General features: G+C 54.2%; 13 protein-coding genes. 7 read left to right on the top strand and 6 right to left on the bottom strand.

What is annotated here, in order from left to right; translation table 11 throughout:
- Positions 1–86 precede the first annotated feature (86 nt).
- From dusB to tyrS, 4 genes are all read right to left on the bottom strand, one after another.
- Positions 87–1,097: a tRNA dihydrouridine synthase DusB gene (gene dusB / locus HV832_RS07160; RefSeq protein ID WP_176802861.1), complete on the bottom strand. Its 1,011-nt coding sequence runs from the start codon at positions 1,095–1,097 to the stop codon at positions 87–89.
- A gap of 389 nt (positions 1,098–1,486) precedes the next feature.
- Positions 1,487–2,140 (bottom strand): histidine phosphatase family protein, encoded by a 654-nt coding sequence (locus HV832_RS07155; RefSeq protein ID WP_176802860.1) that lies wholly within the window; start codon positions 2,138–2,140, stop codon positions 1,487–1,489.
- A gap of 58 nt (positions 2,141–2,198) precedes the next feature.
- A complete protein-coding gene (gene dtd / locus HV832_RS07150) occupies positions 2,199–2,654 on the bottom strand; it encodes a D-aminoacyl-tRNA deacylase (protein WP_176802859.1) in 456 nt (151 codons plus the stop codon).
- Positions 2,651–3,919: a tyrosine--tRNA ligase gene (tyrS, locus tag HV832_RS07145; RefSeq protein ID WP_176802858.1), complete on the bottom strand. Its 1,269-nt coding sequence runs from the start codon at positions 3,917–3,919 to the stop codon at positions 2,651–2,653. The genes dtd and tyrS overlap by 4 nt, the downstream gene beginning before the upstream one ends.
- Positions 3,920–4,214: 295 nt before the next feature.
- On the opposite strand from tyrS, the gene HV832_RS07140 reads away from it, so the two are divergent.
- From HV832_RS07140 to HV832_RS07125, 4 genes are all read left to right on the top strand, one after another.
- A complete protein-coding gene (locus HV832_RS07140) occupies positions 4,215–5,582 on the top strand; it encodes a M23 family metallopeptidase (protein ID WP_176802857.1) in 1,368 nt (455 codons plus the stop codon).
- 78 nt (positions 5,583–5,660) lie between these two features.
- Positions 5,661–6,785 carry an anhydro-N-acetylmuramic acid kinase gene (locus HV832_RS07135; RefSeq protein WP_176802856.1) on the top strand — a complete coding sequence of 375 codons (1,125 nt, stop codon included), beginning with the start codon at positions 5,661–5,663 and terminating at the stop codon, positions 6,783–6,785.
- 79 nt (positions 6,786–6,864) lie between these two features.
- Positions 6,865–7,515 (top strand): DsbA family protein, encoded by a 651-nt coding sequence (locus HV832_RS07130; RefSeq protein ID WP_176802855.1) that lies wholly within the window; start codon positions 6,865–6,867, stop codon positions 7,513–7,515.
- A 93-nt stretch (positions 7,516–7,608) separates the two neighbouring features.
- Positions 7,609–8,529 (top strand): aldo/keto reductase, encoded by a 921-nt coding sequence (locus HV832_RS07125; RefSeq protein WP_176802854.1) that lies wholly within the window; start codon positions 7,609–7,611, stop codon positions 8,527–8,529.
- A gap of 79 nt (positions 8,530–8,608) precedes the next feature.
- On the opposite strand, the gene HV832_RS07120 is transcribed toward HV832_RS07125, so the two are convergent.
- The gene (locus HV832_RS07120) at positions 8,609–9,496 is read right to left on the bottom strand and encodes a LysR substrate-binding domain-containing protein (RefSeq protein ID WP_176802853.1); all 888 of its coding nucleotides are present in this window, start codon (positions 9,494–9,496) and stop codon (positions 8,609–8,611) included.
- A 301-nt stretch (positions 9,497–9,797) separates the two neighbouring features.
- Here HV832_RS07120 and HV832_RS07115 point away from each other — a divergent pair, with 301 nt between their 5' ends.
- On the top strand, positions 9,798–10,349 hold the full coding sequence (locus HV832_RS07115) for a cob(I)yrinic acid a,c-diamide adenosyltransferase (RefSeq protein ID WP_176802852.1): 552 nt from the start codon (positions 9,798–9,800) through the stop codon (positions 10,347–10,349).
- Positions 10,350–10,382: 33 nt separating this feature from the next.
- On the opposite strand, the gene HV832_RS07110 is transcribed toward HV832_RS07115, so the two are convergent.
- The gene (locus tag HV832_RS07110) at positions 10,383–10,883 is read right to left on the bottom strand and encodes a DciA family protein (RefSeq protein ID WP_176802851.1); all 501 of its coding nucleotides are present in this window, start codon (positions 10,881–10,883) and stop codon (positions 10,383–10,385) included.
- A gap of 61 nt (positions 10,884–10,944) precedes the next feature.
- Here HV832_RS07110 and HV832_RS07105 point away from each other — a divergent pair, with 61 nt between their 5' ends.
- Positions 10,945–11,901, top strand: coding sequence for a M23 family metallopeptidase (locus HV832_RS07105; protein WP_176802850.1), 957 nt, complete (start codon positions 10,945–10,947; stop codon positions 11,899–11,901).
- A gap of 171 nt (positions 11,902–12,072) precedes the next feature.
- On the top strand, positions 12,073–14,832 hold the full coding sequence (gene secA / locus HV832_RS07100; RefSeq protein WP_176802849.1) for a preprotein translocase subunit SecA: 2,760 nt from the start codon (positions 12,073–12,075) through the stop codon (positions 14,830–14,832).
- Positions 14,833–15,264 lie beyond the last annotated feature (432 nt).

Here is a 15,264-nt window from a genome sequence, read left to right as displayed (position 1 = left end):
TTGTTTTTATTTGGTTTGGTTATGCAGGGTGTTGTTGATCACCCGTTTGTCAGCAGTTGGGCGTAATACACACGACGACTCTTTTTTTACGCTGCCAGTTTTTCTTCAAAGGGGCGGTATTGTAACCGTTCCCCGGCCATGCAATCAAAAAAATGACTGACGGCAGCCAGTTGTGCTTCGCAATCGGTGAGCAGATTCATCTGTTGCCGGAATGCTTCACCGCCGCTCAGGTCCTGTACGTACCAGCCGATATGTTTGCGTGCCGTTCGCACACCGAGATATTCACCGTAAAACGCATAATGGGCCTGTAAGTGCTGCAACATTAACTCACGGACTTCTGCAATCAGTGGCGGTGGCAGATGGGTACCGGTTTTCAGGAAATGCTCAATCTCGCGAAAAATCCACGGTCGGCCTTGTGCCGCACGGCCGACCATGATGGCGTCGGCACCAGTCACATCGAGTACATAGCGGGCTTTTTCCGGTGTGGTGATGTCGCCATTCGCCACAACAGGAATCTTCACCGCTGCTTTAACTGCGGCAATCGTTTCGTATTCAGCCTCGCCTTTGTAGCCATCGGCGCGGGTGCGTCCGTGCAGGGTCAGCATCTGTATTCCGGCAGCTTCCGCCATGCGCGCGATGATGAGCGCGTTTTTGTGTGCGCGATCCCAGCCGGTGCGGAATTTCAGCGTGACCGGCACATCGACTGCGCTAACGACTGCATCGAGAATTTCACCGACCAATGTTTCGTGTTGCAGCAGCGCGGAACCGCACCAGGCATTACAGACTTTTTTAACCGGGCAGCCCATGTTGATATCGATGATCTGCGCACCTTTATCGACATTGTGTCTGGCGCAATCGGCCAGCATCTGCGGGTCGGCGCCGGCAATCTGCACTGCCTTGGGTTCCATCTCACCTTCGTGGTTGGTGCGGCGTGTTGATTTCTCGGTTTCCCACAGCCTGGGATTCGATGCCGCCATTTCTGACACGGCATACCCTGCGCCCAGCTCTTTGCATAGCTGGCGGAATGGCCGGTCCGTCACGCCTGCCATCGGTGCTACAAACAGATTATTTCGCAGGAGGTAAGAGCCGATTTGCACGATGCGCTGACAGGGGAATTTTGAAGAAGCGCTATTCTACCTGAAAGCTGCCTAAATAATTGGCAAAAATCACTTTAAAAAAGAGATTATTTATTGTGACAAATAATTATTTTTCATTGCTTTTTTACACACCGGCATTGGGATTGATGCCGGCATGAAGCGGTGTTGTTTGAGGGATTGCTGATTGTGCTTTTGAAGGAACTCAGGCCCGATTATGTGATTGTGATGAATGATTTTACGGCAGAGATCAATAGGGAATGTTTATCAGTTGCTGGGCTGAGGTCAAACATTTCCGGGCAGTGCTTATGTCTTGTGGCGTCTGGTCAGACGCCACATCGTGCCTCGGAGCGACAGGCGGTTTCAGTAAGAAGAACGCTGCCTGCCGTGGCTTATTTAAGTTGATCGATTTCGTCCAGCGTATCGTCGGCATCCAGATGCGCGATATCGCCCCACTGTATCAATTGCAGCTGTTTACCATCAAAATGGAAACGGTTGATGCTGGCATTGAAGATGGTGACTTCGCGCGGTGCATTCAGCGGCAGTTGTTTGGCGTCACGGTAGGCACATTCCAGCACGCCGCCATGGGCAACCAGAGCAATTTTCTGATGCATGAATTGTCTGGCGTAGTAATAGATGTGCTCCATCACGCGCTGATGAAAACGGCGTGTGGTTTCTCCGGTGTTTTCGCCCGGTGGAAATTCTGCGTCCGGATCATGGGATTTCCAGGCGGCGTGGGCTTCCGGAAACAGATGAGGAATCTCAATGTAGAGTTGCCCTTCAAAACCGCCATAGCAGCGCTCACGCAAGCCGGCGTCAATGCGGATACCAATGCCTTGCAGGCGGGCGATTTCTCCGGCGGTCTGAACGGCGCGCTGTAAATCGCTGGAGATGATGGCATCGAGTTTTTCGTTTTGCAGCGCGGCGGCCAACGCTTTTGCCTGACGTGTACCTTCGGCGTTGAGCGGGATATCGAGATGACCTTGCAGACGTTTAATGGCATTCCAGGCGGTTTCGCCGTGCCGTATCAGAAGAATTTCTGTCATGGTTTAATGGACTTTGACGAGTGCAGAAGGGCGATGGGCGTTGAGATATGGACGGGTATTACGACGCAGTTTGCTTTTTGGTTTCCAGCCAGAAGGTCACGGGGCCGTCATTGGTCAGCGACACTTTCATGTCAGCGCCAAACTGACCAGTTTCCACCTGCGCATGTTGGGTGCGGGCCTGTGCGACGAAGTAATCAAATAATTGTTTGGCGACTTCGGGCGGTGCGGCAGGCGTGAATGATGGGCGGGTGCCGGACTGGGTGTCGGCAGCCAGTGTAAACTGCGGCACCAGCAACAGCCCGCCTTGCGTGTCGCGGATGCTGCGGTTCATTTTGCCAGCATCGTCACTGAAAACACGGTAGCTGAGCAATTTGCTCAGCAGGGCATCCGCTTCTTTTTCGGTGTCACCACGTTCTGCGCAGACCAGCACCATCAGACCCGCCTGAATCGCACCAATGCGGACGTCATCCACTACCACGCTGGCATGGCTGACGCGCTGCAGTAAGGTGATCATGCTGTCAGGGTTACCCGTGCAAATTTACGTTTGCCGACTTGCAGTACGAAGCTGCCGGCATCGACTTTCAAGCCTTTATCGCTGATGACAGCGCTGTCGATGCGCACACCGCCTTGCTCCACCATGCGCAGCGCTTCCGAGGTGGAGGCGCACAGGTTTGCCTGTTTGAGTAATTGGCCGATACCGATCGGCGCACCTGCCAGCGTGACTTCCGGAATGTCATCCGGAATGCCGCCTTTAGAACGGTTCACGAAATCTGCCAGTGCTTCTTCTCCAGCCTGTTTGCTGTGGAAGCGGGCGACGATTTCCTGCGCCAGAGCGACTTTGATATCACGCGGATTCTGACCTTCTGCCACGGCTCTCTTGTATGTCGCGATTTGCTCTATCGAACAGAAAGACAGCAGGTCATAGTATTTCCACATCATTTCATCGGAAATGCTCATGACTTTGGCGAACATGGTGTTCGCCGGTTCAGTGATCGCGATGTAGTTATTTTTCGACTTGGACATTTTCTCGACGCCGTCCAGACCTTCCAGCAAAGGCATGGTCAGAATACATTGCGGCTCTTGTCCATAATCTTTTTGTAATTCACGGCCTACCAGCAGGTTGAATTTCTGATCCGTGCCACCCAGCTCCAGATCGGATTGCAGGGCGACCGAATCATAGCCCTGCATCAGCGGATACAGAAATTCGTGAATCGATATTGGCGTGCCGGCTTTGAAGCGCTTGGTAAAGTCGTCGCGCTCCATCATGCGTGCTACGGTATATTTGGATGACAGCTGAATCATGCCGCGTGCGCCCAGCGGATCGCACCATTCGGAGTTGTAGCGGATTTCGGTTTTTGCCGCATCCAGCACCAGACTCGCCTGTTTGAAATAGGTCTGCGCATTTTCCTCGATCTGCTCGCGCGTCAGCGGCGGGCGCGTGGCATTGCGGCCGGACGGGTCGCCGATCATCGAGGTGAAATCGCCGATCAGGAAAATCACGTTGTGTCCGAGATCCTGCAACTGGCGCATTTTGTTCAGTACGACGGTGTGCCCCAGATGCAGGTCGGGTGCGGTCGGGTCCAGCCCGAGTTTGATGCGCAAAGGCTTGCCAGTTTGCTCACTGCGCGCTAATTTTTGTGCAAATTCGGATTCTATGAGCAATTCGTCAACGCCGCGTTTGGTCACAGCGAGCGCATGTAAAACCGCTTCAGACAATGGCAAAGGGGCTGGTGATGAAGATGGACCGGAAGTGGAGGTAGTTGCTTGTGCAGAAGTCATGTTTAATTCACATCAAATTTTTTTGTAACACCGCTGTCAGGATTTGTATTCTGAATTCATAATCAGCGTTTTGCTTAATTCTGTACCCTGGTTCTCGTCTGACTTCGACCTGTTTTCAGATTCAGTTTCAGGCGCAGTTTCAGAATTAATATCGGGTTTACTTGTTTTATAATTCCGGCTTTGTTTGTCGTCCGTATCTGTAGTCTGAGCCGCATAGCATGCATTTTGTGCAATCTGCTTCAGACCTGTAACGACAGAGAATTTTTTATAAAAACAGTCAATTTTAACTTATTGCATGCGTCCAACAGATAAATTACTTCGCGTGGTGACTGGCAGCAGATGGTTGCCCGGTTCTACCCGCGTTACCCGAGTGGTTTCTGTCACCGCTATATTTTTCGCGGTTTGTGCAGTCGGTGCGGCAGCTGTAGCGCCACTGGCTCCCGATGCGTCAGATTTACCAGTCAAGAAAATTACCCAGACTTTACCGCTCCCGGTACTCGATGAGCAGATTGCAGCGCTGGAAGCCAGTGAACAGCATTTCATCAGAGAAGAAACCATCCGTCGCGGCGACACCTTGAGCGCACTGCTGCTGCGGCTGGGCGTCGATGATGACGAGGCCGATAAATTCATTAAATCTGACAGCATTGCACGCAATCTGTTGCAGCTTCGTACGGACAAGGCGGTTCGCGCCCGCACGAATGAAGAGGGGGAGCTGGAGTGGTTGCAGATGACTTTGCAGGACGGAAGTGACAAGCCTGCACGGAATATTGAAATCAACCGTGATGCAAACGGCCATTTTGTGGCGACGGAAGTGAATGCCAAACTGGAACGGCGTGTCGAAATGGCTTCCGGTAATATCCGCTCCTCGCTGTTTGCTGCGACAGATGAAGCCAATATTTCAGATCCGGTCGCTTCCCAGATCGTCAGCATGTTTGAAACCAATATTGATTTCCGTAAATTGCAGCGCGGCGATCAGTTCAATGTGGTCTATGAAAGTTTCTGGCAGAACGGTCAGCTGGTGAAAACCGGTCGTGTGCTGGCCGGTGAGTTTACTAATGCTGGTAAAACCTATCAGTCGGTGTGGTTTGATGAAGCTGGCGGGCAGGGAGGGTATTACACATTTGACGGTAAGTCACTCAAGAAAGCTTTTCTGAAGTCTCCTCTGAAATTCACCCGTATTTCTTCTGGTTTTTCTATGCGCATGCATCCGATTCTTGGTGTCTGGAAAGCACATCAGGGCGTGGATTTTGCAGCACCGACCGGTACGCCGATTCGTGCCTCCGGTGATGGAGTGGTGGAAATGGCCGGAAAAAGCAATGGCTACGGAAATCTGATCGTCATCAAACACTGGGGAGCTTACAGTACGGCATATGGTCACATGAGCGCGTTTGCACCGGGAATTCACAAAGGCAGTCATGTCAGCCAGGGCGATGTGATCGGTTATGTCGGCTCTACCGGCTGGGCCACCGGGCCGCATCTGCATTATGAATTCCGTGTCAGCAATCAGCCTAAAGACCCGATGTCGATTGTGGTACCCGATGCTCCGCCGCTGGCCGGGAACGATATGCCGCGATTCAAGGCGATTGCGGCTGACATGACGCATCGTTTCAATCTGATGCGCCCGGAGCGTTTTGCCGAGACGATGAAACTCGCATCCCGCTGATCGCCATCACTCCATCCGGGCCGGACAGATGTTCGGCCTTTTTTCATTCAAGCATGCATTCACGCGACTGAAGCGACTATGCGTTACGAAAATCAAGAGCTGTACATCGGTTTAATGTCTGGTACCAGCCTCGATGGTGTGGATGGTGTACTGGTTTGTTTGCCTGCATCTCCTGCTGCGCCAATCGCATTGCTGGCAAGCGCTTATGTCCCTTTCGACGAGACATTCCGTGCGGATGCGTTGTCGCTGCAGCAACCGGGAAATAATGAAATTCATCTGGAAGCGTTGCTGGCAAACCGGCTGGCGGCCGTGTATGCAGAGTGCGTCAGCGTCTTACTGGCGCAGTCGGGGCCGGTGACGGTGAGTGCAATCGGCGCGCATGGGCAAACCATACGTCACCGACCGGAGTTGGGTTATACGCGTCAGACCAATAATCCGGCTTTACTGGCAGAGCTGACCGGAATCAGTGTGGTGGCTGATTTTCGCAGCCGCGATGTGGCGGCCGGCGGTCAGGGTGCACCGCTGGTGCCCGCTTTTCATCGTGCTATTTTTGGTGCAGCCGGTGAAACCCGGGTGGTGGCCAATATCGGCGGTATCAGCAATATCAGCGTGCTGGCGGCAGACGGCAGTACGCATGGCTTTGATACCGGACCAGGAAACGTCCTGATGGATTTCTGGATGCAAAGACAGCAGGGCGCTGCGTATGACCGTGGCGGTGCCTGGGCGACACAGGGGCGCGTGTCGGAGGCATTGCTGGATCGATTGATGCAAGAACCTTATCTGGCGTTGCCGGCTCCGAAAAGTACCGGGCGCGACTTGTTTCACGCAGACTGGTTGTTGTCCCATCTGCGGTCATTCCCTGATCTGGCTGCCGTCGATGTGCAGGCGAGCTTGTGTGCTTACACCGCCCGCACGCTGGCGCAGGCCATTACCGTCGATGGCAAGGACGTCAGCGCTGTATATGTCTGCGGTGGCGGTGCTTACAATGCACAGCTGATGTCCTTGCTGCGGAGCGAATTGCAGGCAACGCAAAAACAGATCACGATCGAAAGCACTGCGTCATTGGGTATTGCGCCGGAACAGGTGGAAGCATTGGCTTTTGCCTGGCTGGCACAGCAATTCTGTTTGCGTCAGCCGGGAAATCTGGCAGCAGTGACAGGTGCGCGCGGGCCACGGATTCTGGGCGCCTTGTATCCGGCCTGATCAGCATGTCGGCGGCATCCGGTGCATTGTGCCGGCTTTCTATACAATACGGCATCACTGACTTTATGAGCGAGCTGCCATGACACAATTGATCTATGTTGCCGACCCGATGTGCTCCTGGTGCTATGGATTTGACCCCGAGCTGCAGGCCTTGCTCGACAGCATGCCGGATGCAGAACTCGATATCCTGGTCGGCGGTTTGCGCGCCTATAATAAAGAACCATTGACTGACGAGCTGCGGCAGACTCTGCATCAGCACTGGAAGCATGTGGCAGAAGCCAGCGGCCTGCCATTTTCTGAAGCGGCCATGAGCCAGCCCGGTTTTATCTACGACACGGAACCTGCCTGCCGTGCTTTTGTGGCGGCAAAAATGGTGGCCGATCATCTGACTGTGCGCCAGCTGCTTCCGGTTTTTCATGCGATTCAGCGGGCGTTTTATGCGCAGGGGGCTGACGTGACGGATCTGGCGCAGCTTGCCGTGATCGTTACCGATGCGCTCAATCAGATTGATGGCGCAGACAGTTTTGACGTGGCGAGCTTTCTCGAGACATTGAACTCGCCTGCCTGCATGATGGCCACGCAGCAGGAATTCCAGCAATGCCAGCGTTGGGGCATTCGCGGCTTTCCTGCCTTGTTAGTGTTGCATCAGGACGCCTTGCATCTGGTGGCTTCCGGCTATACCAAAACTGCCAGCCTGCAGGCTGCGATATCGCAGGTAAAAGAGGCATAACCGATACAACTGGTAGCACAAGCTCTACGGAGATGCCGCTTTTTTTCCGGTCGCTGACTGGCGTATATTTTTTTCACGATCACCACGGATTTTATGAATACGACGATTGCCCCACGCATCAGCATGGCAGCTGATGGTCCCGAATTTTCCCGTATTGTTCTCGGTTTATGGCGGCTGGCCAGCTGGCAAATGACACCTCAGGAGCGCGTCAGATTTCTGGAGCAGGCGCTGGAATTGGGTGTTACCACGCTCGATCAGGCTGATATCTATGGCGACTATCAGAGTGAAACCTTGCTGGGTGAGGCGCTGCGTATCGCACCCGGGTTGCGGCAGCGTTTCCAGTTTGTCAGCAAATGCGGTATCCGGCTGGTGTCGCCGCACCGGCCCGCACACGGCATCCAGCATTACGATACGAGTCGCGAACACATTATTGCTTCTGCGGAGCAGTCGTTGCGGGCGATGCAGATTGAAACGCTGGATCTGCTGCTGATACACCGGCCTGATCCGCTGATGGAGGCGGATGAGATCGCCGCAGCATTTACGCAATTGCGAGAGAGTGGCAAAGTGCGGCATTTCGGCGTCTCCAATTTCATGCCGTCACAGTTTGCGTTGCTGGCCTCCCGGGTGCCGCTGGTGACGAACCAGGTGGAATTATCGCTGTTGCGGATGCAGGCATTAACCGATGGCACTCTCGATCAGTGCCAGCGTGAACGGATTGTGCCGATGATCTGGTCGGCACTGGCGGGCGGTCGCCTGCTGGCGACAGAATCCGATGCATCGCCGCAATTGCAGCGGGTTCGGCAGGTATTGCAGCAGATCGCTGCAGAGCGCTGTTTGCCCGTCAGCACAGTAGCGCTGGCGTGGGTGCTGCAGCATCCTTCGCGCCCGGTTGTCCTGACAGGTTCCGGCCGGCTGGCAGCAGTGCGCGAGGCAGTGCAGGCCTGCACGCAGATATTGTCACGCGAACACTGGTTCCGGCTATGGACGGCATCTGCTGGTCGCCCGGTTGATTAATGTTGAAATGCATGCCGGAATGAATGTGGGAACTCATGCCGGCATCATGCAATTTTGTATGCTGGGCGGCGCCGATTGTTCAGATCACTTGATAGGCTGACTGCATCCAGTCGATAAAAAGCTGCACTTCAGGCCGCAGGCTGGGTTGGGCTTCATGCACCAGGTAATAAGCATGTGGCGGGCTGGCCAGTTGGGTATCAAACAGACGTACTACGTCGCCGTTGTCAATCATGTCCTGTGCGAAATGCTGGCGTGTGAGACCCACACCGTGGCCATGTTTGACGGCTTCCAGCAGCAGACCCAGATCATCCACACGCAGGCCGCGTGTCGGTTCTGCCCAATCCAGTCCGGCTACTTCAAACCACGGTTGCCAAGGCTCCAATGCAGAGCGCAGCAGTCGTGCATGGCGCAGGTCTTCCGGTGTTTTGACCGGCGGGATGGTCTTCAGATAGGCGGGGCTGGCGACGGCGAAACTGGGTTCGACAAACAGTTTTTTGGTCACCAGATTGGGATATTCACCAGCACCGAAGCGGACTTCGACATCACTTTCCGACAGGCTCAGATCATACAGCGGGACGAACAGATAGACTTCGACTTCAATGTCCGGGTATTCGGCCATGAATTCGGCCAGTCGCGGCATGAACATGTAACGGGCAAAAGTTGGCGGTACCGTCACTTTGACCCGCATCTGATTTTGGGTCGTTTTGTTTGGCAGGGGAAAATCCGACAGGGTGCGCAATGCGGCCCTGACCACATCCAGATAGCGCCGGCCGAATTCCGTCAGCGTGACACTGCGTCCCTCCCGCACAAATACCCGTTCGCACAGATGCTCTTCCAGCAGGCGGATCCGGTGCGACAAGGCGGACGGGGTGATGCAGAGTTCTTCCGCCGCCACGGCAAAGGATCCGAAGCGGGCAGCTGCTTCAAAAGCGGAAAGCGCGTGAACCGGTGGTAATCGTGTAGCCATCGTAAGTCCTGGTCATTATTCTGTTTTGCGGGCTGAGTGGATTGTATTGCAAGGCGCGCAGGCGGCGGGCAACATTTTGTACATACGATATACACCAATCCCGCACGCATCGTTCCCGGCTGGGTGTCAGTATTGTCGTGAACAATACTGACATGAGTATTACGAAGTCGGAATGCAACAGATTTTCCGGCGCATGCGTTCAGCCATTCCGCATGAATTGCTTATCCAGCACCCTATTATGATGCGTACCGGACATTTTTGCCTTATGCTCTGTGGCTTGATTGCGGATTTCGGACATAACATGGGTAATAGACTTTCTAAAATTGCAACGCGCACCGGTGATGCCGGAACCACCGGGCTGGGAGATGGCAGTCGTGTCGATAAGGATGCATTGCGGGTGCATGCTATGGGCGATGTGGATGAACTGAATTCCCATATCGGAGTTCTGTTGTGTGAAAATTTGCCGGAGCAGATGCAGCAGGAATTGATTTCGATTCAGCACGACTTGTTTGATCTGGGCGGGGAACTCTGTATTCCGGGTTATCAGCTGATCACGGCGGAACAAGTTGCCAGGCTGGATGCCTTGCTGGAAAAATACAACGCCAACCTGCCGCCGTTGAAAGACTTCATTTTGCCAGGAGGCTCGCGTCAGGCTGCGCTGGCGCATGTTTGCCGTACCGTGTGCCGCCGGGCCGAGCGCGCCATCGTCAGTGTCGGGAAAAGCGAACCTATCAACGATGCGCCGCGGCAGTATGTGAACCGCTTGTCCGATCTGATGTTTGTGCTGGCACGGGTGCTGAATCACTTAAGCCGCGGTGCTGACGTGCTGTGGGAAAAGGAGCGTCAGCGCTGATGCGGTGGAGCGGCGTGTGTGCTGACATGTCCCTTATTTTTGGCGGTGCCGTTCCAGCAGTTTGGTCAGTGCTATTTTCAAAGCGGCATTCTGCGAGTTGTCATCCATGGTTTTTTCCAGGTGGCTGAATGCCTGCAGGGCGGTGGCGGACAGTTTCAGCTGTTTGACCGGCGGTGCTTTTGGCACCGTCCGCTTCACTTGTACTTTGATACGGATTGCGTTAATCTGCCAGCCACGTTCGAGCAGGTAAGTCTGCAGTTTCGGGCAATATTGTTTCAGCTTCGTCGCCAGGGCTGCATTCGGCGCAGAAAGCGTCAGCCGGTTTTCAGCCAGCTGCATGACTTCGCAAGTATCAAATATCGGCGGCAGGATCGCCGCACAATCTTTTTGTAACGACACATTGCGCTGGATCGCCGGCAACAGAGGCGAGAATTTTTCATTCATGCGCAGAAAATCGGCAGCGCCGCTGGCACCCTGAACTGGGCGTCCGCGCCTGATATGGATTCGAAACGGAGGTGATGAAGATGTCGACATGGGCAGCACATTACCATAAAGCGGCGCAGTCTTTAGCGTCAGAAGCTCACAGGGGGAAGAAATGCAGATCATTCTGATGCATTCCCGTTTCACGCAGGCCAAATCCGTCACGCTGGCGACGCATCACATTGTGATCGGATTGTTAGGGTTCTTGATCGTCACCATGTTGTGCGCCGCCCTGATGGCCGCAGTGACTTTGCGGCTGGCGAGCGCCGATGTGCCGTTTTTAAAAACCATTCTGCCGGCCGGTGCGGCACTGAGCAGTGATCCGAACGCCAAAGACCGCTATGTGAAAGAAAACCTGGCGGCAATGGCGGTCAGACTGGGGGAAATGCAGGCGCAGCTGATCCGGCTGGATGCGCTGGGAGAGCGGGTGCAGGGGCTGGCCGGCATCAAACCGGAAGAGTTTAATTTCAAGGAGCTACCAGCGCGGGGCGGACCGGAAATTTCCAGCGCCCCTGCACATGAGTTGAATATGTCCGAGTTTCAGGCGGCGCTTGATGCCTTGTCCACCGATGTGGAGCACCGTTCCGATTATCTGAATGTGGTGGAAACCAAGCTCATGGGATTCAAGATGCAGTCCAAGCTGCTGCCCACAATTCAGCCGGTGAATGTGAGTTACAACGCATCCGGTTTCGGCTGGCGGCTGGACCCGTTCACAGGGCGCAATGCTTTTCATGAAGGCATTGATTTTCCGGCGCCGACCGGCACCCCGATTGTGGCTGCGGCCGGCGGCGTGGTAATCGCTGCCGAATACCATCCGCAATTTGGCAATATGCTGGAAATTGACCACGGCGGGGATTTGATTACCCGTTATGCGCACACCTCTAAAATCTATGTGAAACTCGGCGATATCGTTAAACGCGGTCAGCATATCGCTGATATCGGCTCAACCGGGCGCTCAACCGGGGCGCATCTGCATTTCGAGGTCAGGGTCAAGGATGTGCCGCAAAATCCGCATAAATTCCTGTCTGCGGGCGCCAGTCTGGCAAATGTTGCAGCTTTGAATCAAAAATAAACTTGAGTTTGCACAAATAGCCACCAACTCCTGCCAATACGGCCAGCTTTTGCTCAGTGTTTACTGGTGAAGCTTGAGCCGCATGGTAGAATCGTGAGTTATCCCTTAATGTTGCTGTGAAAGCAAGCATTGCGGCAATCTTTTTCCAGAATTTAACTTTTCGTTCATAGCATGTCATTCCTGACCAAGATATTCGGCAGCCGTAATCAGCGGCTTTTGAAGCAATACCAAAAAACGGTGCGTCAGATCAACGCACTGGAACCTCAGTTTGAGGCGTTGTCAGACGAGGCATTACAAGCCAAGACTGCTGAATTCAAGGCTCGTGTGGCGAAAGGCGAAACGCTTGACGATCTGCTGGTCGAAGCATTTGCAGTCTGCCGCGAAGCCAGTAAGCGCGTCTTGAAAATGCGCCACTTCGACGTCCAGATGATCGGCGGGATGGTGCTGCATTACGGAAAAATCGCGGAAATGGGTACCGGTGAAGGTAAAACCCTGATGGGTACCCTGCCGATTTATCTCAATGCGCTGTCCGGCAAAGGCGTGCATGTGGTGACGGTGAATGACTATCTGGCGCAACGCGATGCGGAATGGATGGGGCAACTGTACGGCTGGCTGGGTCTCAGTACCGGCATCAACCTGTCGCAGCTCGACCATGATGCCAAGCAGGAAGCGTATGCCTCCGACATCACCTACGGAACCAATAACGAATTCGGTTTTGACTACCTGCGTGACAACATGGTGTTTGAGGCCAGGGAGCGCGTGCAGCGCAGCCTGAATTTCGCGGTGGTGGACGAGGTCGATTCGATCCTGATCGATGAAGCCCGCACACCGCTGATTATTTCCGGACAGGCAGAAAATCACACCGAGCTGTATTACAAAATGAACGAAGTGCCGAAGCTGCTGACTTTGCAGATCGGCGAGGAAACACCGGATGGCAAGGGCGTCATCGAGGTGCCCGGTGATTACACCAAAGATGAAAAAGCGCATCAGGTTCTGCTGACCGAAGCAGGGCACGACAAAGCCGAAAAAATCCTGACCCAGATGGGGCTGCTGCCGGAAGGTGCATCGCTGTACGACCCTGCGCACATCACGTTGATTCACCATCTGTATGCGGCGCTGCGCGCCCATGCGTTGTATTTCAAAGACCAGCACTATGTAGTGCTGAACGATGAAATCGTGATTGTGGATGAATTTACCGGTCGGATGATGACCGGCCGTCGCTGGTCGGACGGCTTGCATCAGGCAGTTGAAGCCAAGGAAGGTGTGCGCATTCAGAACGAAAACCAGACGCTGGCTTCGATCACTTTCCAGAATTACTTCCGTATGTACGCCAAGCTGTCCGGCATGACCGGTACCGCAGATACGGAAGCATATGAATTCCAGGAAATCTACGGTCTGGAAACCGTGGTGATTCCGCCGAACCGTCCGTCCCAGCGTAAAGACCGTCAGGATCAGGTCTACAAATCGGCTGAGGAAAAATACGGCGCGATGCTGAAAGACATTCAGGATTGCTACGAACGCGGTCAGCCGGTGCTGGTCGGTACTACCTCGATTGAAAATTCCGAGCTGTTGTCCGGCATTCTGGCGAAGGCCAAACTGCCGCATAACGTGCTTAATGCAAAGCAACATGCGCGCGAGGCGGAAATCGTCGCGCAGGCAGGACGTCCGCAGGCGATCACGATTGCCACCAACATGGCGGGACGCGGTACCGATATCGTCCTTGGCGGTAATGTCGCCAAACAGGTGCAGATGATTGAGGCGAACGCTGCCTTATCGGATACCGAAAAGCAGGCGCAATCGCAACAGCTGCGCGATGAATGGCAGTCGCTGCATGAAAAAGTGGTGAATGCAGGCGGCCTGCATATCATCGGTACCGAACGTCATGAATCCCGTCGCGTAGATAATCAGCTGCGTGGCCGTTCCGGTCGTCAGGGCGATCCGGGTTCCAGCCGCTTCTATCTGTCGCTGGATGATCAGTTGCTGCGCATTTTTGCCGGCGACCGCGTACGCGCCATCATGGAACGTCTGAAAATGCCGGAAGGTGAACCGATCGAAGCCGGCATTGTTTCCCGTTCGATTGAATCTGCCCAGCGCAAAGTCGAGGCGCGTAACTTCGATATCCGCAAACAGTTGCTGGAATACGATGACGTGGCGAACGATCAGCGTAAAGTGATTTACCAGCAGCGTAATGAATTGCTCGAAGCTCAAGACATTACCGAGCTGATGACATCGCTGCGGCATGGCATGTTTAGCGATGTGGTCAGAACCTATGTGCCTGCCGAATCGGTTGAGGAACAATGGGACATCGCCGGGCTTGAAGCCGTGCTGGCGTCGGAGTGGGCGCTGGATGTACCGCTGAAGAAGGTGCTCGCGGATGAGCCGAATCTGGTGGACGAAGACATTCTGGCACGCGTGCAGCAAGCCGCCGATGCGGCATACGACGCCAAAGTGGCGCTGGTCGGTAAAGAATCATTTGCGGGCTTTGAGCGCAGCGTGATGTTGCAGAGCATCGACACTCACTGGCGTGAACATCTGGCAGCGCTGGATCATCTGCGCCAGGGTATCCACCTGCGCGGTTATGCGCAGAAAAATCCGAAACAGGAATACAAACGCGAAGCCTTTGAACTGTTCGCGCAAATGCTGGATCTGATTAAAGGCGAAGTCATCCGGACCGTCGTCACAGTGCGGATCCAGTCACGCGAGGAAATCGAGGCGGCGGAAGAGCAGATGGCGCAGTCGCAGGTGGAAAACGTGCATTACCAGCACGCGGACTTTGACGCTAATGCTTCCCCTGAGGACATGCTGGCCCCCGCCGCCCTGGCAGATGACGGTCAGCCGGAAATGGTCTACGGCTTAAAGGTGGGGCGTAATGACCCTTGCCCATGCGGCAGCGGCAAGAAATACAAGCAGTGTCACGGCAAGCTGGCCTGAGCAGGCACTTGAATTGACCGGTGGCAGATTCACGCCGCGGACTGAAACGCAGAGAAATCATGTGCTGTGGCCGGATCAAGGCAAACGAAGGCACGTGAGCATTTGCAAGCATGTGAAAGCAGGTAAAGGGATGAGGAAACTCATCCCTTTTTTTATTGCCTATGAATGTCGTGGCTATGTTGTTACACCTGCATGAATATTTTTAATGTCTGGAAAAATTAAAAATATACTCATGGGGAGTATATATAAACATCCAATTTACATCTGGATGCCAGGCTGGTTTTGATAAAACATGGGGGGAGTATATTTCTGCGCGATGGATTCTGTGGCGCTGGAAGCATTTACGTTGCCGGGCTGGCTGCCTTGCCTGTCGATTTCCGGCATACTCGTCTTGAAAGTCTCTGTTCCCTTTGTTCCGACTATTCTGTGTGG

Origin of the sequence: Cognatundibacterium oligocarboniphilum (assembly GCF_013377855.1) — a bacterium.
GTDB classification, from domain to species: Bacteria; Pseudomonadota; Gammaproteobacteria; order Burkholderiales; family Burkholderiaceae_D; genus Undibacterium; species Undibacterium oligocarboniphilum.
Note: the sequence above shows the minus strand (reverse complement) of the source record. Positions and strands in the feature narration are given on the sequence as shown.